Below are 26502 nucleotides of genomic sequence, written 5' to 3' on the forward strand. Positions count from 1 at the left end.
ACTGCGCGCTGACTGTGCAGCGTGCGCGGGTCAAGCCAGGAGTTCCGCGAGGGTGATCGCGTTCTTCGGCGCCTCGACCTTGACGTCGTTGTCGAAGTAGACGTACGTGTCGCGACCCCAGCTTTTGATCTTCCGGGCCCACTTCTCGAGCGCCTTGTCGCTGTACCCGCTGACGTACAGCTCCTCGTCGCCGTGCAGGCGGACGTACGCGAACTCGTCGCTCGTCATCTCGTCGACGAACGGGAACTTGCCCGCCGTGTCGGCGACCACGACCGCGATGCCGTGTTTCCGGAACAGCTCCAGGCTTTCGGGCTCGGCGAAGCTCGGATGCCGTACCTCGACGGCGTGCCGGAGCTTCCGGCGAGGGTTCGGATCGGTATGCGGTTCGGCCTTCAGCTTGCCGTCGTGTTCCTTCGCGAGCTTGGCGGCGGCGTGGCTGGTGCGCGGCAGCATCTTGAAGAACGCCTCGACGCGCTCGGCGTCGAACGCCAGCCGCGGCGGCAGCTGCCAGAGGATCGGCCCCAGCTTCCGGCCGAGCGCCAGCACGCCGGAGGCGAAGAAGTTCGCCAGCGGCGTCTCGACGTCGCGCAGTTGCTTCATATGCGTGATGAAGCGGCCGCCCTTGACGGCGAAGACGAAGTCGTCCGGTGTCTCCTCTGCCCACGCGCGGTACCGCTCTGGACGCTGCAGCGAGTAGAACGAGCCGTTGATCTCGGCCGAGTTCATCCGGGACGACAGGTATTCCAGCTCGCGCCGCTGCACCAGGCCGCGGGGGTAGAAGTCCCCGCGCCACGGTGGATAGCGCCAGCCCGAAGTGCCGATCCGCAGCTCCGCGACGTCGATCACCGCCTTCCCGTGTCGCCCTGATTCCCCCTCCCTTCCCGGTGTAAACGCCGGCTCACGCCCATGAGAACCGCCACCGGCGGGTCTGGACCAGGCTGGCGGCGAACTCGCGCAGATTGCCCGGCTGACCGGCGAAGGACGGCAGGCAGAACGAGCGGTGCTCGGCGGCGACCGTGAGCGCGCGGCCCTGGGTCCGCGGCGGCGCGGCCACCGACAGCTCCATCGAATCGAAGCCCAGCACCGTGAGCGTCGCGCCGAAACGGTCTTCCCAGCTGCGCAGGACGGCGGACAGCTCGTGGACCTGATCGGTCGCCTTGATCATGCCCGTCCAGCCGAGGATCGCCGGGATGTCGGCGGGCCGCTCGGTCTGCACGAGTGCCAGCCGGTGCTGCCCGCGCGCGGCCAGGATCGATCCGGTGTTACCCGCCTCGGCCAGCGGATCCGCCCGGCGCGACGGACGGCGGGCGAGGCCGGGGAATTTCGCGCCGAACGGGCGCAGGCAGGCGCCGTCGCAGCACGACGTGTCCCACCAGCGGGCCAGCACCTCGGCCGGATCCACCGAGGCGATCCGGTGATCGGCGGGGGCGAGCCTGCCGCGGTCGTCGATCCAGTCCTCGCCGTTGGCCGCGAAGCGCTGGTCGTGCGGGATCAGCACCGGCCACAGCCCGGACCGGTCGAATTCGGCGACGCAGCCGGTGTAGCGCTCCGGCCTGGCCAACGGCAGGTCGGAAACCCAGATCCGGCCGTGCCACCGGCCGGGCGGCAGGGTCTGGACAGGCGGTGTACCCGGTCGGAACGGTGCGATCGTCATCGGCTTCCCCTCGAACTGGTGTTCGGTCAACTCTACCGAACACTAGTTCGAAGCACCGACAGTTTTCGATACCCCGTTTGCGGGATCCCGGGGCGGTCGCCTCAGGCGTCGCTGGAGTCACACGCGCACCAGCGCGATCGTCCACAGTGGACTTTTGGTGCGGAGCGGGGCATGTCGCGAAAGCCACTTTCGCGACGTCTGATGTCCCGAAAGTGGCTTTCGCGACATGCTCTAGCCGCTGGCCGAAAGCCGGCGGCCCTACATCGGGCGCAGCAGGTCGTCCGCGTCCACGATCCGGTACGCGTACCCCTGTTCCGCCAGGAACCGCTGCCGGTGCGCCGCGTATTCCGTGTCGACGGTGTCCCGCGAGACGACTGAGTAGAAATGCGCCTGCCGTCCGTCACCCTTGGGCCGCAGCAGCCGTCCGAGCCGCTGTGCCTCCTCCTGCCGCGAGCCGAACGTCCCGGAGATCTGGATCGCGACCGAGGCCTCCGGCAGGTCGATCGAGAAGTTCGCGACCTTCGAAACGACCAGCGTCCTGATCTCACCGCGCCGGAACGCGTCGAACAGTTCCTCGCGTTCCTTGTTCCGCGTCGCGCCCTGGATCACCGGCGCGTCGAGTTCGTCGCCGATCATCTCCAGCTGGTCGAGATAGGCCCCGATGACCAGTGTCGGCTCGCCGGGATGCCGGTCGACCAGCGATTTGATCACCTTGGTCTTGGTGTCCGCGGTCGCCGCCAGCTTGTACCGCTCCTCGGCCTCGGCCGTCGCGTACGCGAGCCTCTCGGCGTCCGTCAGCGTCACGCGGACCTCGGTGCACTCGGCCGGCGCGATCCAGCCCTGCGCCTCGATGTCGCGCCACGGGACGTCATAGCGCTTCGGGCCGATGAGGGAGAACACGTCGCCTTCGCGCCCGTCTTCGCGCACGAGGGTCGCGGTGAGCCCGAGCCGCCGCCGCGACTGCAGGTCCGCGGTCATCCGGAAGACCGGCGCGGGCAGCAGGTGGACCTCGTCGTAGACCACCAGGCCCCAGTCCCGTGAGTCGAACAGGTCCAGATGCTTGTACTCGCCCTTGGTCTTGCGCGTGACCACCTGGTACGTCGCGATGGTGACCGGCCGGATCTCCTTCTTCTCCCCGGAGTATTCGCCGATCTCCTCTTCGGTGAGCGAGGTCCGCGCGACCAGTTCCCGCTTCCACTGCCGTCCGGCGACGGTGTTCGTCACGAGGATCAGCGTGGTCGCCTTCGCGTGCGCCATGGCCGCGGCGCCGACCAGGGTCTTGCCCGCGCCGCACGGCAGCACGACGACGCCGGATCCGCCCGCCCAGAACGCCTCGGCGGCCTTGCGCTGGTAGTCGCGCAGCTCCCAGTCGTCCTCGGCCAGCGCGATCGGGTGCGCTTCGCCGTCGACGTAACCGGCGAGGTCTTCCGCGGGCCAGCCGACCTTCAGCAGCGCCTGCTTGAGCCGTCCGCGTTCGGACGGGTGCACGACGACGGTGTCGTCGTCGATGCGCGCGCCCAGCATCGGGCTGATCTTCTTGTGCCGGAGGATCTCCTCCAGCACCGCGCGGTCGATGGTCGACATCACCAGGCCGTGCGCCGGGTGGTTGGCGATCTGCAGCCGCCCGAAGCGGCCCATCGTGTCCACGATGTCGATGAGCAGCGGCTGGGGTACGGGGAACCGCGAGTACGTGGTCAGCGCGTCGACGACCTGTTCGGCGTCGTGGCCGGCCGCGCGGGCGTTCCACAACGCCAGCGGCGTGATCCGGTAGGTGTGGACGTGCTCGGGCGCGCGTTCCAGCTCGGCGAACGGCGCGATGGCGATCCGCGCGTCGTCGGCCTGGCTGTTGTCGACCTCGAGGAGCACGGTCTTGTCGGATTGGACGATCAGCGGGCCATCGGTCACATCCTCCTTTATACGTTCCGGCCACACCGGCTCCCGTCGCGGCACCGCTGGTGGAAGGATGTACGGAAGGTGACTGGAGGGGACCTTGACGACTACACCGACCGGCGGGACGCCCGAGTACGACCCGTTCAACGCGCCCGCGCCCCTGCCCCCGATGCCGGAGGTGGCGCCGCCGACGCCGTTCCCGAAACCGGCACCGCTGAGCGTGCCGGCCAGGGTCTCGATCGTGCTGGGTGTGGTCCTCGCGCTGGGCTTGGGGAGCCTGGCCGCCTGGGGGATCTCGCAGTCGAGCAGTTTCGCCACGGTCGAGGCGGGCAAGTGCCTGTACCTGACCGACGAGGCGGGCGGCAACCAGAGCTACACGACGGCCAGTTGCAGTTCGAGTCGCGCGACCTTCCGCATCGACGAGGTGAGGACGGGTTCGTCCGACTGCCGCGACGCGGACTACATCCAGTTCGAGCTGTACGGGGCTTCGTCCAGCCGGACGGCCAAGAAGACACTCTGTCTCGCGCTGAACGTCGAGACCGGGGATTGCCTGCGCGACGTCGTGCACGAGACGCGGATCGCGAAGGTCCGCTGCACCGACATCAGCGCGGAGGCGCGGGCGGTCGTCACGCGGGGATCGTCGGAGGCCGCCTGTTCGTCGGAAGACACCGCCCTGCACTACACCGGGCCGCCCGAGCGCACCGTGTGTCTCAGGCCGACCGGGGAGAACATTTAGGGGCGCGCCACCATCGACTGCACGTCGAGCCGGGCGCCGAGAATGCCCGAATTGTGCATCAGGTCGGCGACGCGCTGAAGCCGGATGCCGTTGAGGGAGACCGGGTACGTCCCGAGTGAGATCAGCGAAGCCGTGGTCCGGTCGATGTCGGAGAACGACGGCAGCGCGTCGCGGACGACGGCCGGGTCGGCCGCTCGCACCTGCGCTTCGCCGAGCACCTTCCGGAACACCGCGAGCGTGCGGGCGTTGGCCTGGCCGAAAGCGCCCATCGATACGTAGGACGACATCGGGAAGTCCAGGGTCGCGCCGCGGGCGCCGTCGGCGAGGATGCTCGCCCCGAGTTCCTTCTCGGCCCTGGTGATGTACGGCTCGACCATCCACGCGGCGTCGACCTCGCCCGCCTGCAACGCCTGCGGCATCCGGTCGAAGGGGTTCTGCTTGAACTGGATCCGGTTCACGTCGACACCCGCGGTCGCCAGCACCGACCGGGCCGCCAGCACGCCGACGTCGTCGAGCATGTTCACCGCGATCTTCGGCGCCTTCTTGAGCGTCGGTTCGGTGTAGTCGGAGCCGGGGAGTGTGACGAGCGCCATGGTGTTGCGGCCGGCGGTGTAGGCCTCGCCCTGCAGTTGCAGGGCCGTTCCGGCCGCGGCGGCGCGGAAGATCGACACGTCGCTGGCGAACGCCAGGTCGATCTCGCCGGCGGTGAGTTTGCCGATCGCCTGGTCGGCGGGAACTTCGACGAGGGTCACGGAAAGGCCTGCCGCGGTGAACCTCCCGTCGGCGACGGCGACCCGCAAGGGCGCCGTGTCGATGGGGCTTCCGACGCCGACGCGAAGTTCCGTCCGTTCGAGTGGCGCGTCGGTGCTTGCGTCACCACCCGAAAACACTCCGCAACCGGCGGTCGCCAGCAGGGCCGCTACCAGCGGAATCGCCAAGACGCGCATCTTCGTCACCGCTCACCTACCGAGAGAATGTGCTCCTCCTTCTGGATCGTATGGTCCGTGCCCCATACGATCGCCTGCGGGAGACGCCCGATGGCGCGGCTTTCGATCGTTCTCGAACCTTGTTACTCTACAGTAGGTTCGGGCTCTCGTCCCCGACGTCAGCCATGGGAAAGGGTCCCGTGGTGGGAAAAGGAAACCAGGTGGCCCGTCGCGACAAGCGTCCCCATGGGGGCGACGCGGCGGAACGGCATCCTCGTGTCGGCGGCCGCTGGCGGCTGCGGAACTGGCACCTGCGTACCAAACTCTTCGTGGTACTCCTGATTCCCGCGCTCGCGGTGGTGGCCCTCGTCGGCCTCCGGGTCGACTCGGATCTGCGGGACGCGCGGCAGCTGGCCGAATTCGCCACCCGCGGCCGGGTCGACAGCACCGTCGCCGAAGCCGTGCACCAGCTTCAGCGCGAACGCGACCTCACCGTCCGGTTCGTCGCGGGCGACCGCAAGGGTGACCTCTCCGAATTGACCGAGCAGCGCAAGCGTGCCGACGAGGCCATCGGCAAGTTCGACCGCACACTCGGCGAGAGCAAGAGCAGGCTCGGCGACAAGGCCGCGACGAGCCTGCAGCAGACCAGCGACCGCCTGCGCGTGCTGACCGGACTCCGCTTTTCCGCGGAACACTCCGCTTTTCCCGCCGACGCGGTGCTGCGTTCCTACAGCGAGCTGATCTCCGGCCTGCTCGACATCAGCGACGCCACCGCGGCCGACGTCTCCGACCCGGATCTGGGGAAGCTCCGCCTCGCGGGCAACGCGCTCGCGCGGGTCAAGGATCAGATGTCGGTCAAACGCGCGATCATGGCGGCCGCGCTCGCGCAGGGCGGGCTCAACCGGGACCGGACCCGCGCGCTGCTCGGCGCGGAGGCCGAACTCGCCGCCGCCCGCAGCGACTACCGCACCTTCGCGACGCCGGAACAGCAGCGGATGTACGACGACACGGTCATCGGCCTGATCGTCGACATCGGCAACGACATGGTGGAATCGGCGCTCATCCGCGCCGAGAACGATCAGGGACTCGGCGGGCTGGACCCGAACCAGTGGGACACCTCGGCCACGTACACGGTCAATCTGGCGCATCAGGTGCAGCAGGCGCTGCTCGTCCAGCTCCAGGAACGCACCGACGCCCTCGCGGCGCGCGCGAGGACGTCCGCGATCTGGGACGGCGGCATCGTGCTCGCCGTCCTGATCGTCGCCGGCGTGCTTTCGGTGATCATCGCGCGGTCGCTGCTGCGGCCGTTGCGGATCCTGCGCCGCAGCGCGCTCCAGGTCGCCGAGCACCAGCTCCCGGCGGCCGTCGAAGGACTGCTCAGCGATCCCGAACCGCAGCCGGAGAACCTGCGGCGGCGGCTGGCCGTCGCGCCGGTCCCGGTGTTCAGCCGCGAGGAACTCGGCCAGGTGGCGCGCGCGTTCGACGCGGTGCACGGCGAGGCCGTCCGGCTCGCGGGCGAGCAGGCCATGCTGCGGGAGAACATCAACGCGATGTTCGTGAACCTGTCGCAGCGGAGCCAGGATCTCGTCGAACGGCAGCTGTCCGTATTGGACCGCATGGAGGCCGACGAACAGGATCCCGACACCCTCGCCGGTCTCTTCGAGCTCGACCACCTCGCGACCCGGATGCGCCGCAACAGCGAAAACCTGCTGGTGCTCTCCGGAACCGACGTCGTCCGTGAAGACGGCGGCGCCGTGGTCGCCGACGAGATCATCGGCGCCGCGCTGTCGGAGGTCGAGCACTACCAGCGGATCGAACTCGGTGCGGCGCCGCGGATCGCGGTGCGTGGCGAGGCCGTCAACGACCTCGTGCACGTGGTCTCCGAGCTGCTGGAGAACGCGACCCGCTATTCGGATCAGAGCACGATGGTGCAGGTCGAGGGGCACGAGACCGACCGCGGCGAATGGCAGATCGAGATCACCGACCACGGCGCCGGGATGCCGCAGGCGGAGATCGACCGGACCAACACGCGGCTGGCGAACCCGCCGGACGTCGACGTCGAGGTGTCCCGGCGGATGGGCCTGTTCGTGGTCGCGACACTGGCCGTCCGGCACCATATCGACGTCCGCCTGCGGTCCGCCGACGGCGGCGGGATCACCGCGGTGGTCGTCGTGCCCGCCGAACTCATCGTCGAAGCGCCCCGGCCCGCCCCGCTGCCGGAACCCCCGCCCGTCACCGTCACCGTCGCGCCGGAACCGGAACCCGAACCGCCGCTGGAAGTCCCGCCGCTGCCCGAACCCCAGGAGAGCGCGGAGGAATCGCGGTTCGCGCCCGTGCTGGACCCCGGGCCGCTGCGGCGCGCTCCCGTGGTCGAGCGCGAGACCCCGCCGGAGTGGCCGTCTTCGGACGACGACGCCGTCAACCATCTCGAACTGGACTCGCCGACCGAGCGGATGCCCAAGTACCAGAGCGTGCTTTCGCAGTGGTTCGACCACGGAGGCCCGCGCGAAGGGCCTTCGCCCGCCGAACCCGGTCCGCCCTCCTTGCCGTCATTCGAACCGGTGAAGAACGCCGTGCCCGAGGCGCCCGCGGAGGATCCGGACGAGCCGACCGAGCCGACGCTGAAGCCGCTGGAACCGAAGGCTCTGGTGCCGGAAGAAAAGGCGCCGGAGCCCGAGCCCGCTTGGCCGACGCCCGCCGAACTGGAACAGGAGGACGGCGCGGAGGAGACCTGGCCGGTGCTGCCCGCCGTCGTTCCCGAGGCCCGGTCGCAGGACGACAGGCCGGAAAAGCCGCGAGGGGAGAGGCCGATACTCTCACTTTCCCCCGAAGCGGTCCGCGAACGGATGACCAGCCTGCAAGGCGGTTTCCGGCGCGGTCGCCACGCCAGGGGTGACGACAACCCCTCGGCTTAAGCGAATTGGAAGGTCCATGAGTTCGAAAACCGGCCTGCTGGAAGTGATCGCGCTGACCGCGGTGGACGCGGAGCGCGCACAGGAGGGCGGGGCCGATCGCCTCGAACTGGTCAGCGACATGGCCAGCGACGGTCTCACGCCGTCGGTCGAGACCCTGCGCGACGTACTCGCCGCCACCGATCTCCCGGTGCGCGTCATGCTGCGCGACAACATGTCCTTCGCCGCCGGTGACCTCGACGGGCTGCGCGCGGACACCGTGCGCCTGATCGACGCGGGCGCGCGCGAGTTCGTCTTCGGTTTCCTGGACCTGGAAAGCGAGATCGACGTCGAGGCCTGCGAGACCCTGGTCAAGGAACTCGACGGGCTGCCGTGGACCTTCCACCGGGCCATCGACCGCGCGCGGGACCCGTTGCGCGCCTACGACCAGCTGACCGCGCTCGGCTGCGACACGGTGCTCGCGGCCGGGCATCCGCACGGCGTGGCGCACGGCCTTTCCGTGCTGCAGCGGCTCGCGCGGCGTGAAGACGGGCCGCGGCTCCTTGTCGGCGGCGGCCTGCGCGCGCAGCAGGTGCACCTGCTGCGGGCGGGCGGGGTCGGCGCGTTCCACGTCGGCGGCGCGGTCCGGCCGGGCGGCTGGGAGTCCGATGTGGACGTCGCCGCCGTGCGCGAATGGGTGGCGCTGGTCAAGGAGTAGGCCTGCGCGCCGGGTCAGGTCCAGACCACGCACGGTGATACGAGGTTGCATCTTCAACCATCCGGTATCGACCAGATAGCGTGGGGCCATGGCTACCCGCACCGTACGTGACGCGACCAGGGAACTGTTGCGCGATCTGGGCCTGACCACCGTTTTCGGCAATCCCGGAACGACCGAGATCGCCTTCCTCACGGAGTGGCCCGACGACTTCACCTACGTGCTCGCGCTCCACGAGGCGTCCGTCGTCGCGATGGCCGACGGGTACGCCCGCGCGAGCAGGCAGGCGGCGCTGGTGAACCTGCACTCCGCCGGCGGGGTCGGTCACGCGCTCGGGCATATCTTCACCGCGTACCGCAACAACGCCCCGCTGATCATCCTCGCCGGTCAGCAGACCAGGTCGCTGCTGCCGGACGATCCCTTCCTCGGCGCCGTCGAGGCGGCGAACTTCCCCAAGCCGTACGTGAAGTGGAGCTGCGAGCCCGCCAGGGCGGAGGACGTCCCGGCGGCGCTGGCGCGGGCGTATCACATCGCGACGCAGGCGCCCATGGGGCCGGTGTTCGTCTCGGTGCCCGTGGACGACTGGGACGTCGAGACCACGAAGCCGGTCGTCTCCAGGCCGCAGATCCGCGGTTTCGCGCCCGATCCGTCCGCTTTGGACGAACTGGTGTCGGCCTTGGACGCCGCCGAGCGCCCGGCGATCGTGGCCGGCCCCAGTATCGACGGTGAAGGCGCCGTGCCGGACGTCGTCGCGTTGGCCGAGAAGGTCGGTGCCGGGGTCTGGGCGCCGCCGATGGGGGCGCGCTGCTCCTTCCCCGAGGACCACCCGCAGTTCTTCGGATTCCTTCAGCCGGAACGGAAAGCGCTCGCGAGCGCGCTGGTGGAGCACGATCTCGTGGTCGTCATCGGCGCCCCGGCGTTCACCTACCACGTGTACCGGGGCGAGTCGGAAACCGCGCTGCCGCCGCTGTTCCTGGTCAGCGACGACGAGCAGATCCTCGCCAGGGCGGCGGAAGGCACCGGCATCCGCGCGACGCCGAAGCTCGCGATCCGCGCGCTGCTGGACCGCGCCGCGCCGCGGGAAGCGCCGAAACCCCGTACCCGGCTGGAAAAGCCCGCCGCGGTCACGCCGATCACCCCGGCCTTCGCCTACTCCGTGATGTCCGAAGTCCTGCCGGACGACGCGATCGTCGTCGAAGAGACCCCGAGTCACCGCAACGACCTGCACGACCACTTGCCGATCAAGTCCACCGACACCGGCTTCCTCACCGTCGCCAGCGGCACCCTCGGCTACGGTCTCCCGGCCGCCGTCGGTGCCGCGCTGGCCCGCCCGGACCGCAAGGTCGTCGCGATCCTCGGCGACGGGTCGAGCATGTACTGCGTCCAGGCACTGTGGACGGCGGCGCAGCACAACCTGCCGGTGACGTTCGTGATCTTCGACAACTCGCAGTACGCCGCCGTGCGCATCCTCGGCGAGGCGGCGGGCGGCGAGAAGGTACCGGGCGTCGACCTCGGCGGCATCGATTTCCCCGCGCTGGCGAAGAGCCTGGGGCTGAACACGTCGGTCGTGGAGAAGGCCGAGGACCTCAAGCCGGCGCTGGAAGCCGCGCTGCCGGACGAGCGGCCGCATCTGGTGCACGTCCGCATCGACGCGAACCCGCGCACGCTGTACTGACGAAACCGGTGATGGCCTCCTTGAGGCCCCAGAGTCCGCTTCAAGGTCCCTTCATTGCGCTAGTTGCAATGAAGGGACCTTGAAGCGTGGGCGGGTCGCGAATAATGCCCTTTCGAGGGTGATCAGCCAAACGATGAAAGTGTGCAATGTGCTTCGCCTGAATGCGTGGAAGCCGTCAGCTTTTACGACGTATATCGTCGTAGTATCGCTTTTGGTCGAGGTATTCGTCTTCGGTCCTGGTTGGGGTGGCGAAATTCGGGTTGCTCGCGCAGTCGGATTTCTCAGGTAGTGCGCAGCGGTACGAGTTGAGTGCTAGCTGCTCCAAGGGAGTGAATAACTATCTGTTCATGGACACGGTCTGATGTCTCGCCGTACGCTGCGAGTGCAAGATCGAATGGCTGGACCGTTAGGTATTGTGAGGGGAATATCTTTGAACTCCAAAAGGCGGATTGCGCGGACTGCGTTTGCTCTCGTGGCTGTTCCTGCTTTTTCTCTGCTGGCAACCAACGCTGCGAATGCCTCAGTTGGTCAGGGTAATTCGGTGAGCAGCAGTGTTTCGCGTGCTGCGGTGAAGCATTCGATGGACGGTGGTTGGTGTTACATCTCAGGAGCGTACGGAGTCTTTTGGCGGTCGCCGGGTTCGGGTGCGATCGCCACTCTGGTGCAAGGTACCCAACTGTGGATGCCTGGTGGCGGACAGTGGGTCGGTAACCAGTACTACCAAAAAGCTGTTTGGAATGGCGCTGAAGGATGGGTGAACTCCGATTCAATCGGATGTGAATAGCATTCCTGAGTGGGTTGTTTGATGAAATATGGGGTATTGCTGCATTCAGATACATAATATATGTGTCATAGAAGTTTGCCCGAATCCGCCTACTTGCAGATTCGGGCAAACTTTGTTCTGTGTGCTCGGAGTTCAGTTCCGGATGTGGGATTCCGGCTCTGCGTCGGCAGCTGCCTCCTCCTGCTGCGCCAGCTCGTACTCGGCCGCGTCCGAAGCGGCCGCGGCGGCTTCCGGAGCGCCACCGTGCAGCAGCCGCGCGACCTCACCGCGCAGCGTCACGAACTCGGCGGACTCGCGCGTGGTGATCTGGTCCCGCTCCGCGGGCAGCCCCACCGGCAGGTCCGCGACGATCTTCGCGGGCGACTTCGACAGCACCAGCACCCGGTCCGACAGGTAGACGCTCTCGTCGATGTCGTGCGTGACGACGAGGACCGTGCTCCCGTTCTCGCGCTGCACGCGCCGCGTCAAGTCTTCGAGTTCGAACCGCGTCTGCGCGTCGACGGACGCGAACGGCTCGTCCATCAGCAGCAGGGCGGGCCGGCTGGCCAGCGCCCGCGCGATCGACACACGCTGCTGCATACCGCCCGAGAGCTGCCACGGGAACTTCGAGCCGACCCCGGACAGGCCGACCGACTCCAGCGCCTCCTGCGCCCGCGTCCGGCGCTCCGCGCGACTCAAGTTCCGCCACCGCAAGGGGAACTCGACGTTCTTCGCGACCGAGAGCCAGGGGAACAGCGAGCGGCTGTAGTCCTGGAACACCACGGCCAGATCCTCCGGTACGCCGGAGACGTCGTCGCCGTGCAGGCTGACGCGGCCGGACGTCGGCTTGATCAGCCCGGCGATACAGCGCAGGAGCGTGGACTTGCCGCAGCCCGACGGGCCGACGATGCTCGCGAGCTGCCCCGCTTCGACGGTGAACGACAGGTCGTTGACCGCGATGTGCGCCTTTTCTCCCGCGCCGTACCGGTGGTTCAGCCCGGAGACTTCGAGCATGGTTGACATCTTGCTGACCCTTCGTGTCCTTGAGGCGAAGCCGCGACCGCGATCGACGTCGGCAGGGCGCTCGTTCGTGACGCTTGTCGAGTTGCGCGGTCCGGCGCCCCGCCACCGCGATAGCGGGGCCTGCGGCCGGGGCGGCTTCGAACCTGTGGCTGATTTCCTCTGCATCCCTCTGCTCCGCTGTCCAGCCGAACTAGATACGGCCGTTGCGGGTGGGCTGCCAGCGAAGCACTCTCTGCTCCACCGCGAGGAAGGCCGCGTTGAACCCGAAGCCGAGCAGTCCGAGCAGGACCAGCCACGACCACATGAGCGGGAAGTCGAACGCCTGCTGGGCGTCCATCAGGGACCGGCCGATGCCGTTGTAGGAGCCGACCAGTTCCGAGATCACCATCAGCAGCAGGGAGATGGACAGGCTCAGCCGCAGGCCGGCGAAGATCTTCGGCCCGGCGGCGGGCAGCACGATCGACCGCACCCAGTACGACCGGGGCGTCCGGAACGACTTCGCGGTGTCGATCTTCACCTGGTCCACCGACCGGACGCCGTCCACGGTGTTGAGCAGCACCGGCCAGATCGCGCCGAAGATGATCGACCCGGTCTGCATCCCCGGTCCGAGTCCGAAAAGGACGATGAACACCGGGATCAGCGCGGGCGGCGGGACCGAGCGGAAGAACGCGAAAAGCGGTCCGACGTAGTCCATCCCGTGCTTGGACCGTCCCAGGAGGACACCCAGCGCGACACCGAACGCACCGGCCAGCAGCCAGCCGCCGAGCGTCCGGCCGAGGCTCGGGAGGACGTTGTCGAACACCGTGTCGGTCAGGAACAGCTGCGAGGCCGGACCGGTGAACCACAGTTTCACCGAGGCGTTCAGGATCTCGGTCGGCGGCGGGAAGAACGGGCTTTCCGCGAGCCGGGTCGCGAGCTCCCAGATCCCGAGCAGGGCGAAGAAGAGCAGCCAGTTGCGGACCAGGATGCCGATACCCCGGCCCACGCGCTTGCCGACGCGGCTGGTCAGCGTGAGGGTCGTCACGAGACCGCCTCCCGGTCGACCGTGCTCCAGCGGAACGCCCGCCTGCCGATCATCTCGAGCCCGCCGTTGATGAGGAAGCCGAGCGCGCCGACCACCACGGTGCCGGCGAGCACGAGGTCGAACCTGGTGGAGCCGGTGCTGGCCTGCATGATGAAGTTGCCGATGCCGAGTTTGGCCCCGGCGAGGAATTCGGTACTGACCACCGCGATCAGCGCGATGTTGGCGGACAGCCGGACCCCGGTGAACACGAACGGCGCGGTATGCGGCAGCGCCACCGACGTCATCGTCCGGAACTTGCTCGTACCGCAGGCCTTCGCGGTCTCCAGCAGCACGGGGTCGATCTCGCCGAGGGCGTAGATCGTGTTGAACATGATGGGCCACAACGACGCGTACACGGCGAGCGTGATCTTCGCCTCGGGGCCGCCGCCGATCAGCAGGAGCACCAGCGGGATCAGCGCGACGGCGGGGATCGGCCGCAGGAACTCGATGACCACCGCGGTCGCGGTACGCAGGCCGGGGATGCTGCCCAGCAGCAGGCCGGCGGGTACCGCGATGGCGACCGCGATCAGCAGGGCGATCGCCCACGCGAGGAACGTAGCGATCAGGTCCCGGATGAACTGGGTCTCGCCGAACTGTTCGAAGATCGTCACGAGGACGACGGACGGCGGGGGGAGGAACTCTTTACGGACCAGGCCGGCCTGGACGATCACTTCCCAGACGAGGAAGAAACCGGCCAGACCGGCAAGGGCACGGAGAAGTCGTGGCACCTTTACCTTTATCCAGCTTGAGGGGCGAGCATCGGAGCGGCGTCGAGCTTGGCCCCGATCACTCCGGTCTGCAGCAGCAAGTCCGGTACCCGCTGCAGGCGACGGGCGTCCAGAGTGGACCCGAACGTCGGCAGCGTGAGCAGTGAAGCGGTTTCCGCGTCGACCTTGGCGTACTTGACGATGAGGGGTTCGATCTTGGAGCGGTCGGCCGAGTCGCGCACGGCCTTGCCCAGAGCGCGCTGGAACGCGGCCAGGGTCTTGGGGTTCTTGTCCACGAAGGACCCGAGCGCGCCGAAGCCGGCCAGGGGGAAGTCCTGGGTGGCGCCGGTCGAGATGTCGACGACCGGGGTCGCGCCGACGACCTTGGAGGCCTGGGTCAGGAACGGCTCGGGCAGGTAGCCCGCGTCGACCTGGCCCGACGAGAGCGCCGCGGCGATGTTCGGCAGCTGCATGGGCATCCACTGGACCTTGCTGGTGTCCACGCCGTGGTCCTTCATCACCGAGACGGTGAGCAGGTGGGAGGCGGTGTTCTTGTCGGTGATCGCGATCTTCTTGCCCGCGAGGTCGTTGATCGTCTTGACCGTGGAGTTCGGCACCGTGACGACCGCGTTGCTCTTGGGGCTGGCCGAAACCGCGTCGGCGACGAGCCTGATGTCGGCCGCGCCCTTGCTCTTCGCCACGAAGAACGGCATGTAGGTGGAGAAGGCGATGTCGACCTCGCCGCCGATCATCTTGGTCATCGCCTGCTGGCCGCTGGGCGCGTCGACCGCTTCGACCTCGAGACCTTCGGCCTTGAAGTAGCCGCCTTCCTGCGCCAGCCGCAGCGGCGCGAGGTCGACGACGGGCAGCAGGGCCACCTTGATCTTCGTCTTCTCCAGCCCACCGTCGCCACCCGACGCCTTGGACGTGTCCTCGCCGCCGAGCGCGCCACAGGCGCCCAACGTGGCCAGCATGAGCGCGCTCAGGGCGACGCCGACGGCACTCCGTCCTCTACGTGCGCTGCTCCTGCTCATGGCGTTTCGAAACAAAGCCAGCTCCTCGGAAACAATGAATCACCGTTGGGTTTTTTCATCCGTGTCGTGGCTTCATTCCGCCAGGCACGCGGTCACCTTAGAGATTTGCCCACCTGCTCACAATGGGTGTCGTGAGCGGGTGATCATTTTAGGCCATTCGCCCGATCACCTGATCACCCGCTTGGACATCATTACTTTCAGTGATCAATTTCCGAGAAATGTGACTATTAGAAGTAATGCCGCGTCGTCAACTGGTGGCCTGCGCCGCGATCATCGGGCCGACGTCGATCTTGGTCGGGATCGCGCCCATCTGCAGGAGCAGATCCGGGACCCGCTGGATGCGGCGGGGGTCCAGGGTGGACTGGAAGGTCAGCAGCGTGGTCAGCGCGGCGGTGTCCTGGTCGATCTTGGCGTACTTGACCAGCAGCGGCTCGATCTTGGAGCGGTCCGCCGCGTCCCGGGTGGCCTTCTGCATGGCGCGCTGGAAGGCGGCCACGGTCTTCGGGTTCTCCGACACGAACTTGCCGAGCGAGCCGTAGCCCGCGGTGGGGAAGTCCTGGGTGGCGCCGGTGGCGGTGTCCACGACCGGGACGGTGCCCGCCTGCTTCGCGGTCTGGGTGATGAACGGCTCGGTCAGGAAGCCGGCGTCGATGTCGCCGTTCTTGAGCGCGGCGCCGACGTTCGGCAGCTGGATCGGCACCCACTGGACCTTGCTGGCGTCGACGCCGTGGTCCTTCATGACCGATTTGGACAGGGTGTCCGAGACGGTGTTCGGCGCGGTGATGCCGATCTTCTTGCCCGCCAGGTCGCTGACGCTCTTCACTGAAGACGTCGGCAGGGTGACCAGCATCGTGCTCTTCGGACCGGCGGAGGAGGCGTCCGCGACCAGCTTGATGTCGGCGGTGTTCTTGCTCATCGCGATGAAGAACGGCGTGTAGCTCGCGTACGCGATGTCGACCTCGCCGCCGATCAGCTTGGTCAGCGAGATCTGGCCGGTGCCCGCCTCGACGGCCTCGACGTCGAGACCCTCGTTCTTGAAGTAGCCGCCGTCCTGGGCGAGGCGCAGCGGGGCCAGGTCGATGGTCGACATCACGGCGACCTTGATCTTCGACTTCTCGAGGTTCCCCGAGCCGCCGGAAGAGGACGAATCGTCACCGCCGAGCAGGCCGCAGCCACCGACCGACGTCGTGACGACGGCCGCCATCGCGAATGCGATCGCCCTCGCCATTCCACGAGACGGCCGCCCGAGGCGGGCGCTCAAGGCCTTCTTCGAAAGCAAGTGGTGCTCCTGATCGAGGGGGAGGCCACGTGATGACGTGGCCTGATGTGGAATTCGGAAGTGACTCTTTGTCGAGTCACGGGCCCACTGTAGAGAACACACACTGTGCTCACAATGGGTGGTCATCCCATGATCCCAAGTGGTAACGATCACCCGAACAGGTTGTTTGTCAGAAGTGAACACAACTGGGCGTGTTCGCGCCGGGGACTTGTTGACAACTGAGCGCCGACGGGTCAAGGGCCGTCCGGGGCCTTCTCGTATGTCTTGACCGAAGGGTTACATCTGGGCCGCCCGTTCGCTACCCTCATGCACCGGTAGTGAGGTGTGGACCACTGATGTAGTGAAAGAGAGTGCCTTGGATGGCCGAACGCTCTGGACCTTTCCCGAGGTGCAAGGCACTCTGTGTCGAACGCGATCCTGATGTCGGACACGACCGTGCTTCACTGGTGCGCGCCCGCGCACTGGCGGGTTAGGCCGAATAGACCAATGACGTCAGGCGGGATTTCGGCCAAGTGCACTTGAGAGACTGCGTCAAAGACGACTTCCTCATTCGTCAGAGTGAGCACTCGCGTCCAACGTCTCCCTGCCGGGTGGCAGGAGCGTGCGGGTAGTGGTCTCCGACAACCGACCCAGGCAGCAGCAGAACGGCATGTCCAAAATGGGCTTTCCCGGCCCGAATGAAGATGATGGTGGTGCGGCGGTGCCGAACGAAGACACCGCGGGGGTGGGAGGGACCCCTGCGCGGGAAACCGGAGACGGTCCTGGTGGGAAGGCAGGGTCGTTCCTGGGCCTGCGTAACTGGCGTCTGCGATCGAAGCTCGCGGCCGTCCTGATCATCCCGACGCTGACCGCGCTCGCGCTCGGCACGCTCCGCGTGATCGACGACAGCAGCGAAGCGGCTCGGTTCCAGGACACGGCCGACCAGGTCGCGTTCGCCGACAAGATCACCCTCGTGGTGCACGAGCTGCAGAGCGAACGCGCGCTCGCCGTCGCCAAGATCGCCTCCGGTGACCCGTCGCGCCAGAACGGTCTCGACGCGCAGATCGCCAAGGTCGACCGCGCGGTCGACGACCTGCGTGCCTCGGCGAACCAGATCAATCCGGACGACCAGGACACGAGGGACCGCTATTCGCGTGGTCTCCAGCGGCTCGACGCCCTGCGCCCCCTGCGCGGCGCGATGAACACCTCGCTGCTGGGCGACACCCCGATCCTCATCGCCTACTCCGGCATCCTCGACTCGCTGGTCCAGCTCGGCCGCGAGGTGGCCACCGCGGTGGCCAACCGCGACGTGCTCCGGCTCGGCGTCACCGTGCAGGCCATCAGTGAGAGCAAGGAGTTCATCGCCCGCGGTGACGCGGCGCTGCTGATCGCCTCCTTCCGCTCCGGCTTCCCCGGCGACCTGTTCGACCAGGCCCGCTCGGCGGTCGCGAGCGGTGACGCCTCGACGGCGGCCTTCATCAACAACGCCAGCCCCGAACAGCGGCAGCTTTATTCGGACACCTTCTCCGGTCCCGAGGTCGACGACCGGCGCCGCATCACCACGATGGCGTTCTCGCTGCACCAGCAGAACGAGCCGCCGGCGATCGACAACGTCGCGCTCGGCAACGACAGCCGGGTCGCGCTGGACAAGCTGCGCGCGGTCGAGACCAACCTGCTCGGCCAGCTGCGGGCACAGGCCGACGGCCTGGCCACCGACGCGATCAACTCGGCCTGGATCGGCGGCGCGGTCGTGCTGCTGGCCCTGCTCGCGGCGCTGTTCCTGATGCTCGTCATCGCCCGCCTGATGCTGCGCCCGCTGCGGGTGCTGCGGAAGACGGCGCTCGACGTGGCCTACACACGACTGCCGGAAACCGTGCAAGCGATCCTGGACGACCCGGACCCGGTCAACGCCTCGAAGCGGTCGGTCGAGCCGGTGCCCGTCACTTCGCGTGACGAGATCGGTGAAGTGGCGCGTTCGTTCGACGTCGTCCACGAACAGGCCGTCAAGATGGCCGCCGAGCAGGCCCTCCTGCGCGAGAACGTCAACGGCATCTTCGTGAACCTGTCCCGCCGGTCGCAGCGGCTGGTGGAACGCCAGCTGGGCGTGATCGACCGGCTGGAGGCCGACGAGCAGGACCCGGACCACTTGGCCAGCCTGTTCGAACTGGACCACCTCGCCACGCGGCTGCGCCGCAACGGTGAAAGTCTCCTGGTGCTCTCGGGCGCCGGTCTCGCGAAGTCGGTGCCCAAGCCGGTGCCCGCCGCCGACGTCATCGGCGCCGCGGTCTCGGAGATCGAGCAGTACGCCCGGATCGAGATCGGGATCGTCCCCGAGGTCGCCGTCCAGGGCCTGACGATCCACGACCTCGTGCACGTGCTCGCGGAACTGCTGGACAACGCCACCTACTTCTCCGAGCCGGAGACGAAGGTGACCGTCCGCGCGGTGATCACCCGTAAGAAGGCACTCGCCATCCAGGTCACCGACCACGGTGTCGGCATGACCGAGGAGCGGCTCGCCGAGGTCAACCAGCGCCTGGCCGACCCGCCGGACCTGGACGTCTCGGTGACCCGGCGGATGGGCCTGTACGTGGTCGCGCGCCTGGCGCGCCGCCACGGCATCGAGGTCCGGCTCCGGGAGAACGAGGACATCGAGGGCGGCGTGATCGCGCGGGTCGTCGTGCCCGCCGAGCTGCTCACGCAGATGCGGCCAGGGGCGCGCAACACCCCGCCGCCGGCGAACCGCTCGGAAACGTCGATACCTTCGATGCCGTCGGTGTCCGAGATGTCGACCTCGCTGCCGAACATCCCCGCCTCCGACCGCGGCCTGGAGATGACCCCGCCGCCGCCGTCGAAGCCGCCGGCTCCGCAACCGGTCGCGCAGCAGGGCGGGCTCGTCCCGCTCGACCAGCCGATCAGCCTCGACGACCTGGTCGCGGGCAAGAACGCGGCCGGTCCGTTCCTCAGCCCCGCGGCCCCCGTCGAAGAGACCCCGGCGTGGCCGACGGCCGAAGACATCACGCAAACGAACGGCGACGGCGCCTCCAGCGGCACCGAGACCCAGTTCGCGTCGCTGGTGCTGCCGAAGCGGGAGCCGAAGTACACGCCGGTCGAGCCGCAGAACAAGCCTGAAGAGACCAGCCAGCCTTCGGACGCGGGCAAGTCGGCGCTCGATGACGACGTCCCCACCCGGCGGCTGCCGATCTACCAGTCGGTGCTCTCGCGCTGGTTCAGCGAAGGCGACGAGGCCGGGGGCGACACCCCGACGACCTACACCGAGCCGGTCGGGTCCGAGCTGCCCGTGCGGACCCCCAGCGGTGGCGCCGAAGCGGCGGAGCCCGCGGTCGAGGACACTTCCGGGGAGGCATTGCCCACTCGGACACCGCAGAGTGTTCCGCCGGAGACGGTGCTCCAGGACAATGGCTGGCGCAGCGCGTCGGACGACGGCTGGCAGGCGGCGCAGGTCCTGTACGAAGACCGGAACGACGAGATCACCCCGGCGGGCCTGCCCAAACGGGTGCCGAACCAGTACCTCGTCCCCGGCTCGATCGGCGGGAACGAGCCGAAGAAGGAAGACTCGTTCGCCGACAAGACCTCCGGAATGCCGGGCACGGGCGCGATCGCCCGCTCGGCGACGGCGGCGCGGAGTCGGATGGCAAGCTTCCAGAAGGGCTACACGTCGGGACGGCACGCGTTGAAGGAACGCCCGCTCGATGCGCTGGATGACAACGGCGTTCCGGTGACCGGCAGGGATACCTCTGCCGATGACAGCAGTAAGGAGTGACAGTGACACGGGCGGGTGCGATGCAGCCGGGTGGTCCGGCGCAGCCTGGCGGCCAGGCGCAGGGTAAAGGACACACGAGCAGCTTTGCCTGGCTGATCACGGATTTCGTGCACCGGGTCCCGGGCGCGGCGCATGCCGTGGTGGTGTCGGCGGACGGTTTGCTGCTGGCATCCTCGAAGGGACTTCCCAAGGACAGGGCCGATCAGCTGGCCGCGGTCGCGTCGGGGCTCACGAGCCTCGCGCGCGGTGCGGCGAAGGTGTTCGAGGGCGGCACGGTCGCGCAGACGGTGGTCGAGATGGCCAACGGCTTCCTCTTCCTGATGTCGGTGTCCGACGGTTCTTGCCTGGCGGTCCTCGGATCGCCGGAGAGCGACATCGGCCTGGTCGTCTACGAGATGACCCTGCTGGTGGAACGGGTGGGGCAACAGCTGACACCGGAGATGCGCGCGCAGCTGCAGGGCGCGTCGGTCCGCCGCTGAGCGACCGGGAACCGAGGAGAATGCCGTGGACGACGGGCGCTTGAGGGGCGATGGCCGGCTCGGTGACGACTTCTCCGGCGGGTGGTCGGAACGAGACGACGGCCGGGAGGACTGGACGTCCTTCCGGGACCGGGTCGACCGCGAATGGCGATCGCGACGGGCACAGGGGTCGGACAACGACCCCGTGTCCCCGGACGAGGCCTCCCGCTGGCTGACCGATTCGAACGCGGGTCAGGGACCCGCCGATTTCAGCGTCTCGGACTACCGGGAACGCCTCCTCGGCGGCCCCGGGGCGGAACTGTTCGGTGGTGGCAGCGGTCCGCTGTACGACTCGGGCGAGTTCGCCAAGTTCTCCTTCGACAAGGAGGAGGAGCGCCGGGCGGCGGCGGCCGCCGCCGACCCGCTCGCCGCGGCCTTGCCGCAGCAGGCGCAGAACGAGTTCGTCGACGAGCAGTACACCACCGACGTCGAATCCTCCGGCCTGGTCCGGCCGTACTTCCGCACGCGGGGACGGACCAAGCCGACGTACGACCTTGCCATCGAGGCGTTGATCTCGACCAGCGAACAGGGACGTGTGCTCGACCGGGTACGCGTCCCCGAACACCGGTCGATCTGCGACCTTTGCCTGGACACCCGGTCCGTCGCCGAAGTCGCGGCGCTGTTGCGCCTGCCGCTCGGCGTGGTCCGGGTGCTGATCGGAGACGTGGCCGGCCTCGGTCTGGTCCTGGTGCACAGCGCCAGCCAGAACGTGGGTGACCGGCCGAGTATCGAGTTCATGGAGAGGGTGCTCAGTGGGCTTCGGAGAATTTGACTCCGACGCGAATGCGCCGCAGGTGACCGGACCGACTTCGTCGGCCAAGATCGTGGTCGCTGGCGGATTCGGCTCGGGGAAGACCACGCTGGTCGGAGCGGTTTCGGAGATCGATCCGCTGACCACCGAGGCCATGATGACCGAGGCCAGTACCGGCGTCGACGACAATTCGGCCACCCCGAACAAGTCGACGACGACCGTGGCCATGGACTTCGGCCGGATTTCGCTGGACTCGGACCTGGTGCTGTACGTGTTCGGTACGCCGGGCCAGCACCGGTTCTGGTTCATGTGGGACGACCTCGCGGTCGGCGCCATCGGTGCCGTCGTGCTGGTCGACACGCGGCGGCTCGCCGACGCGTTCCCCTCGATCGACTTCTTCGAGAACCGGAAGCTGCCGTACGTCGTGGCGATCAACTGCTTCGACCGGCTGCTGCACCACCAGATCGAGGACGTCCGGCACGCGCTGACGATCTCACCGTCCGTGCCGATCATGGCCTGTGACGCCCGGGAACGTGAGTCCGCCAAGCAGGTGTTGATCTCGGTCGTGCAGCACGCCATCGCACACGATTCGGCGTTGCGCGCGGGGTAAAGGGACAAAAGCCCGGGGCGGATGCGGCCGTTGGGGTGAACTCGGCAGGCTTCACCCGCTTCGGGGAGTGGCGTCACCGGTCGGATCGAACGCGAGGCGACCCCTTCCACGCGATCCGGCGCCGGTGGCACCCGATCGAGTGGTCGGAACGCCGGTGACCTGCGCGGACGCCGGTTCACACCTGGTCGCGCCAGGCCACCACAGGGTGACCCACGAATGCGTGGTTCGCGATGGGTCGACGCGGTGAGCGGCTGGACGTTTACGTTCGGTTAACGACGTCGGCCGGGTGGCGGGCTCGACACGATCGGCGGGACGAATACGCTGGGTGGAGGCGTCTTTCGGCTCGCCGGTACCAGGATCGGTGCTGGTCGGCGGGAGACGCCCGGACCACGCCGCCCAGGTGGTCTTGACGCAGCGAGGAGGGACTTGTGACGGCATCCGGGCAGCAAAGCTCGTTCGGCTGGCTCATCACGGATTTCGCGCGCCGGGTTCCCGGTGCGGCACACGCCGTGCTGGTCTCCGCGGACGGGCTTCTCCTCGCGCCGTCGGACGGGCTGCCGCAGGAACGGGCCGAACAGCTCTCCGCGGTCGCCTCCGGGCTGATCAGCCTCACCGCCGGCGCGGCCCGCTGCTTCGACGCGGGCGGGGTCAACCAGACCGTCGTCGAGATGGAACGCGGCTACCTCTTCCTCATGTCGGTCGCCGACGGCTCGTCACTCGCCGTGCTGGCCGCGCCGACGTGTGACATCGGCACCGTGGCCTACGAGATGACGCTGCTCGTCGAGCGGGTCGGCCAGCAGATCACCCCCGAGCTGCGGGCACAACTGCAGGGTGGCGTACGTGGGTGACCGATGAAGATCAGCGGATTCACCGAACCGGACCCCTCCGGCTGGGACTCCCTCTATCAGGGCACCGAACGCGAGGCCTTCGATTCGCCGAGCCGGTTCGAGCTGAGCTCGATCAGCACGGTCATGCCGCGGCGTCCGGCCGCGCCGCCGGAGCCGCCTCCCGCGCCGATGCCTTCGCCGATCCGTCAGGCGCCTCCGCGTCCCGTGGCCGCTGACGTCGCGCCCGCCGCGGTCTACGTGCCGGCTTCGGGCTCCCGGGTCCGGCCCTACACCCGCACCGGCGGGCGCACCCGTACCGCGCACGACCTGGCGCTGGAGGCGCTGGTGTCGACCAGCGAGGACGGCCGCCGGTACCGCGGCGTGCGGACCCCGGAGCACCGGCAGATCTGCGACCTCTGCCTGGACACCCGCTCGATCGCGGAGATCGCCGCGCATCTGCGGCTGCCGCTGGGCGTGGTGAAGGTGCTCGTGGGCGACATGGCGGACGCCAGCCTGGTGCTGATCCACCAGACGGAGCTGATCCTTGGGGATTCCTCTTCGCGCGCCTTCATGGAGCGGGTGCTTCAAGGCCTTCGCGCCCTCTGACTCCCCGCATTCAGTCCTCTGAATGCGCTTCGGTGCAAGTCGCCCTCAAGTTGACTACTTTGCGGTGATGTGCTGGCACTTTTGGTAGCAGACTGTGCCGCTTCCCGATAGAACCAGGATCGTCCGTGAACGGGATCTCAGCGTGACGCCGGTCTTCTTGATCTGCGTTAACCTGGTCGAGGAGTAGCCGGTGGGGTACTGGAGAAAGCATCCTAGGAAGGATCTGGAAGCTGTTCTGGAGCACTTTCATCGGGCAGGATGGAGGATCTTGGATCCGCCGACCTACTACACCGTCCGATGTCCTTGTGGGCAGCATCAGCGTTGGATCCACCTGACGCCGAGCGGTGCCAACTACGGAAAGAACGCGGTGTCCTGGCTGCTTCGTCAACCTTGCTACCAGATCGAAGGGAGTTACTGATGGGTGTGACGGTTCACGCGCATTGGGTGTTCATCGCCGACGGCGATGGTGATCTCTTCGGTTACTGCGACAAGGTGATGCGAGCGCTGCTCGAGCAAGAACGCTGCCTCGACGGATTCGTGGACAGCGCGGTCTCCGCGGATGGCGGACGAGCGGTCATGGAGATCGAGGCCGACGTTTCCGGCGACGACCTCTCGCACTCGATCGCGAAGGCTCACGCCGCCGTCCGGTCCGCTCTGCATTCGGTCGGGATCGGGACGCCGGATTGGCCGACACACGGTGAGGCCATGTCGATGGTGCTGAAGGACCTCCGCACCGAGCAGCTCGCGTAGCTGCCATACCGCATTTAGAGGACTGAACGCGGAGTGGTCAGTCCTCCACCAAGGCGGCCGACGTGATCCGGTGCAGCGGGTAGCGCTCGTTGTCGGTCCCTTCGAGGACACCGCCGCCGACCCGCAGCGGCCGCACCACCCGCTGGCTCGCCGTCCCTCGTGAGTCGACGAACCCGATCCACACCTCGCGGCGTTCCATGGTCGCCTGGGACAGCAACGCCAGCGTCGCGGACGTGTCCCCGGCGCCGCCTCCCTGCGGAGCGCGCACCGTCTCGCCCCGGCGGCGCGCCGAAGCGGCGTCGCCTGCCCGGACGTGCGCGACGATCTTGCCGACCTGCTCGTCGGTCAGCCCGGCAGGCTCACCAGGCGCGCGACGCGCGGCACGCGCCTTCGCGGGCAGGCGGCGTCCGGACGGTCTGATGTCCATGACGCGTCCATCGGGCCCTTCGGCGGCCGGAGCGAACCCTGCGGCGCGGAGCGCGTCGAGGACTTCGGCGAGCGGATACGCGCTGATGAGCACTGTCGGCGCGATCATGCGCAAGCCGTACTCCGTCGCGACGGGGCTGCCCATGACCTCGGCGAGCAGGGACGCGTCGTCGCAGCGCAGGAACGACTCGGCGGCCCCGCCGCGCAGCCGCCCGTGCCGCCGGGCGACGTCGTCGATCAGATACGTGAGTCCTTGCGGCACCGGCGTCGCCGATCGGGCGGCGAACAACGCGTGCAGCTCGCCCGCGGTGCGCCCGGTGTCGAGCGCGCGCCGCACGGACGTCTCGGTGATCCGGTAGACGGTCGCGTGCCCGGCCGATTCGATGTCGGCGACGGCGGTCATCTCGGCCGCGAGTTCGGCCTCCAGCGGTCCCGGCGCGACCACGGTCAGGTCGGCCTGGACCAGGACGTGGTCCACCGGACGCGGCAGCGCGTCGAGTATCGCCTCGATCGCCCCGGGGCGATCGTCGGCCAGGAGCGCCCGGGTCGCCGTGGTGAGCCCGCCGAGGCCGATCAGGCCGAGTGCGGCCCCTTCGGCCATCGTCCAGCGCACGGTCTCGTCCCGCAGCCGTCCGCCCCGCCTCGGCGCGCGCCAGGCGAGCGCGGCGACCAGTTCGTCGGTGCTCTTCACGCCGGCGCCTTCGGGCAGCGCCGCCAGTGCGAGGAGGATCCGGCGCCGCGAAGTGGGCGCCAGCGGACGGCGCAGGTCTTCCGAAAGCGGCGCGATCGGCTTGTCCTTCGCGTCCCGTCCGCCGGCGAGACCGGGTAGCCGGGGCAGTTCGAGCCAGGCCTGCGCGACCGTCATCCAGCGCTGCGCGGTCGGCGACGCGAGCCACGAATCCGTGAGCGTCGTCGGCACCCACTCCGGCGTGGTCGCTTCGCTGTCGGCCACCAATCCGGCGCCGACGGCGATCTCCGCCAGCAGGGTCACCCGTGCCTCGTCGACGTCGAGATCCTTCGCGAGCTTCTTCAGTTCGCGGACGCCGAGCCCGCCGGACTTCAGCACCGGCGGTGGTGTCTCCGACCAGGCGCGAAGCATGTTTTCGGTCTGGCGCAAGAACTCCATCGCCTCGCCGGCCGCCGTCGTGTCCACAGTGGACTGCTGGTGCGGATGGACGGGGAGTTCCGGTTCGCGCAGCGACGCCTGCTCGAACACCACCCCGCCGCGCAGCGCGATCCCGATCTCGCGCGGCAGCTCGACGGTCTGGTCGTCCCGGCGCAGCAGCAGCCCCCTGGCGAGGAGGCGCTGGACGGGGTTCTGCGCCCGCTCCAGCGGGACGTCGGCCGACGCGTCGCGGGTGCGGCCGATCGGCGGCCCGGCGGCCAGCGTCGTCAGCAGGGCGCGTTCGTCCTCGCCGACCTCCGCGAGCGCGGTCTTGATATCCGTTCCGGCGAGCGAGGGGGACGACGACCCGAGCCCGGCGGGGAAGGGGCCGAGCGCGTCGCGGGCCGACGGCGGGACGCGCAGCGCGTCGTCCTCGCCCCAGACCAGGGCCCGTTTGCGCAGCAGCGTCAGCGCCTCGCCGATCTCCGTGCCCGCGAGCCGCGCGACCTCGGCGGCGGCGACCGGACCGGTGTCCGCCCCGGCCAGCAGGAGGGCGTCGAGGACGGCGAGGGTGAAGGTGTCGAGGTCTTCGCAGGCACGCGCGACGGAGCCCGGCGTGCCGGCCCGGGTGGCGAGCACGATGGTGTCGGACGGGGGCGGCGTGGACAGGTCGCGACGCGTGCGCAGCAGCGCGGCGAGGGCGTCGTCGGACTCCTGGCGCAGCCAGTCCGCCAGGGATGGCGCGGGCATAGAGGACCAGGATACCGGGCGGGTGGTGGCCCGGCAGCCGCGT

21 protein-coding genes are annotated in these 26502 nt (G+C 68.5%); 11 read left to right on the forward strand and 10 right to left on the reverse strand.

All coding sequences use genetic code 11. From position 1 onward, the window contains the following. Positions 1 to 30: 30 nt before the first annotated feature. The 3 genes from ACIBTM_RS11315 to ACIBTM_RS11325 form a co-directional block, all read right to left on the reverse strand. Positions 31 to 846: a DUF72 domain-containing protein gene (locus ACIBTM_RS11315; RefSeq protein WP_395876372.1), complete on the reverse strand. Its 816-nt coding sequence runs from the start codon at positions 844 to 846 to the stop codon at positions 31 to 33. Positions 847 to 898: 52 nt separating this feature from the next. After that, on the reverse strand, positions 899 to 1654 hold the full coding sequence (locus ACIBTM_RS11320) for a DUF4253 domain-containing protein (protein WP_395876373.1): 756 nt from the start codon (positions 1652 to 1654) through the stop codon (positions 899 to 901). A gap of 258 nt (positions 1655 to 1912) precedes the next feature. Continuing rightward, complete coding sequence (locus ACIBTM_RS11325) at positions 1913 to 3559, reverse strand: DNA repair helicase XPB (protein WP_395876374.1); 1647 nt, start codon at positions 3557 to 3559, stop codon at positions 1913 to 1915. A gap of 85 nt (positions 3560 to 3644) precedes the next feature. On the opposite strand from ACIBTM_RS11325, the gene ACIBTM_RS11330 reads away from it, so the two are divergent. Beyond that, entirely contained in the window at positions 3645 to 4280 is a 636-nt protein-coding gene (locus ACIBTM_RS11330; RefSeq protein WP_395876375.1) for a hypothetical protein, read from the forward strand. Here ACIBTM_RS11330 and ACIBTM_RS11335 read toward each other — a convergent pair. Continuing rightward, complete coding sequence (locus ACIBTM_RS11335) at positions 4277 to 5236, reverse strand: ABC transporter substrate-binding protein (protein ID WP_395876376.1); 960 nt, start codon at positions 5234 to 5236, stop codon at positions 4277 to 4279. The two genes, ACIBTM_RS11330 and ACIBTM_RS11335, sit on opposite strands and share 4 nt — an antisense overlap. Positions 5237 to 5427: 191 nt before the next feature. On the opposite strand from ACIBTM_RS11335, the gene ACIBTM_RS11340 reads away from it, so the two are divergent. From ACIBTM_RS11340 to mdlC, 3 genes are all read left to right on the forward strand, one after another. Then, on the forward strand, positions 5428 to 8121 hold the full coding sequence (locus ACIBTM_RS11340) for a nitrate- and nitrite sensing domain-containing protein (protein WP_395876377.1): 2694 nt from the start codon (positions 5428 to 5430) through the stop codon (positions 8119 to 8121). 16 nt (positions 8122 to 8137) lie between these two features. Continuing rightward, on the forward strand, positions 8138 to 8815 hold the full coding sequence (locus ACIBTM_RS11345) for a copper homeostasis protein CutC (protein ID WP_395876378.1): 678 nt from the start codon (positions 8138 to 8140) through the stop codon (positions 8813 to 8815). An 88-nt stretch (positions 8816 to 8903) separates the two neighbouring features. Next, entirely contained in the window at positions 8904 to 10487 is a 1584-nt protein-coding gene (gene mdlC, locus ACIBTM_RS11350) for a benzoylformate decarboxylase (RefSeq protein ID WP_395876379.1), read from the forward strand. 916 nt (positions 10488 to 11403) lie between these two features. Here the strand turns inward: mdlC and ACIBTM_RS11355 are convergent. The 5 genes from ACIBTM_RS11355 to ACIBTM_RS11375 form a co-directional block, all read right to left on the reverse strand. Further along, positions 11404 to 12273: an ABC transporter ATP-binding protein gene (locus tag ACIBTM_RS11355; RefSeq protein ID WP_395876380.1), complete on the reverse strand. Its 870-nt coding sequence runs from the start codon at positions 12271 to 12273 to the stop codon at positions 11404 to 11406. A gap of 190 nt (positions 12274 to 12463) precedes the next feature. Next, positions 12464 to 13297 carry an ABC transporter permease gene (locus tag ACIBTM_RS11360; RefSeq protein WP_395876381.1) on the reverse strand — a complete coding sequence of 278 codons (834 nt, stop codon included), beginning with the start codon at positions 13295 to 13297 and terminating at the stop codon, positions 12464 to 12466. Further along, on the reverse strand, positions 13294 to 14064 hold the full coding sequence (locus tag ACIBTM_RS11365; protein WP_395876382.1) for an ABC transporter permease: 771 nt from the start codon (positions 14062 to 14064) through the stop codon (positions 13294 to 13296). The genes ACIBTM_RS11360 and ACIBTM_RS11365 overlap by 4 nt, the downstream gene beginning before the upstream one ends. 8 nt (positions 14065 to 14072) lie before the next feature. After that, a complete protein-coding gene (locus ACIBTM_RS11370) occupies positions 14073 to 15017 on the reverse strand; it encodes an ABC transporter substrate-binding protein (protein WP_395876784.1) in 945 nt (314 codons plus the stop codon). A gap of 307 nt (positions 15018 to 15324) precedes the next feature. Further along, on the reverse strand, positions 15325 to 16356 hold the full coding sequence (locus ACIBTM_RS11375) for an ABC transporter substrate-binding protein (RefSeq protein ID WP_395876383.1): 1032 nt from the start codon (positions 16354 to 16356) through the stop codon (positions 15325 to 15327). Positions 16357 to 17005: 649 nt separating this feature from the next. Here ACIBTM_RS11375 and ACIBTM_RS11380 point away from each other — a divergent pair. The 7 genes from ACIBTM_RS11380 (at position 17006) to ACIBTM_RS11410 (ending at position 24178) form a co-directional block, all read left to right on the forward strand. Further along, on the forward strand, positions 17006 to 20116 hold the full coding sequence (locus ACIBTM_RS11380; protein WP_395876384.1) for a nitrate- and nitrite sensing domain-containing protein: 3111 nt from the start codon (positions 17006 to 17008) through the stop codon (positions 20114 to 20116). Positions 20117 to 20136: 20 nt separating this feature from the next. Continuing rightward, positions 20137 to 20595 (forward strand): roadblock/LC7 domain-containing protein, encoded by a 459-nt coding sequence (locus ACIBTM_RS11385; protein ID WP_085939650.1) that lies wholly within the window; start codon positions 20137 to 20139, stop codon positions 20593 to 20595. Between the two features lie 25 nt (positions 20596 to 20620). Then, the gene (locus ACIBTM_RS11390; RefSeq protein ID WP_378371744.1) at positions 20621 to 21406 is read left to right on the forward strand and encodes a DUF742 domain-containing protein; all 786 of its coding nucleotides are present in this window, start codon (positions 20621 to 20623) and stop codon (positions 21404 to 21406) included. Beyond that, entirely contained in the window at positions 21387 to 21995 is a 609-nt protein-coding gene (locus tag ACIBTM_RS11395; protein ID WP_007033392.1) for an ATP/GTP-binding protein, read from the forward strand. The genes ACIBTM_RS11390 and ACIBTM_RS11395 overlap by 20 nt, the downstream gene beginning before the upstream one ends. A 428-nt stretch (positions 21996 to 22423) precedes the next feature. Then, positions 22424 to 22843, forward strand: coding sequence for a roadblock/LC7 domain-containing protein (locus ACIBTM_RS11400; protein WP_005156190.1), 420 nt, complete (start codon positions 22424 to 22426; stop codon positions 22841 to 22843). A gap of 3 nt (positions 22844 to 22846) precedes the next feature. Continuing rightward, positions 22847 to 23428 carry a DUF742 domain-containing protein gene (locus tag ACIBTM_RS11405; protein ID WP_395876385.1) on the forward strand — a complete coding sequence of 194 codons (582 nt, stop codon included), beginning with the start codon at positions 22847 to 22849 and terminating at the stop codon, positions 23426 to 23428. Between the two features lie 417 nt (positions 23429 to 23845). Further along, complete coding sequence (locus ACIBTM_RS11410) at positions 23846 to 24178, forward strand: hypothetical protein (protein WP_395876386.1); 333 nt, start codon at positions 23846 to 23848, stop codon at positions 24176 to 24178. Between the two features lie 37 nt (positions 24179 to 24215). Here ACIBTM_RS11410 and ACIBTM_RS11415 read toward each other — a convergent pair whose 3' ends face one another. Continuing rightward, positions 24216 to 26459: a helicase-associated domain-containing protein gene (locus tag ACIBTM_RS11415; protein WP_395876387.1), complete on the reverse strand. Its 2244-nt coding sequence runs from the start codon at positions 26457 to 26459 to the stop codon at positions 24216 to 24218. Positions 26460 to 26502: the final 43 nt, after the last annotated feature.

The organism is Amycolatopsis sp. NPDC049868, from assembly GCF_044461365.1.
Taxonomy (GTDB): domain Bacteria; phylum Actinomycetota; class Actinomycetes; order Mycobacteriales; family Pseudonocardiaceae; genus Amycolatopsis.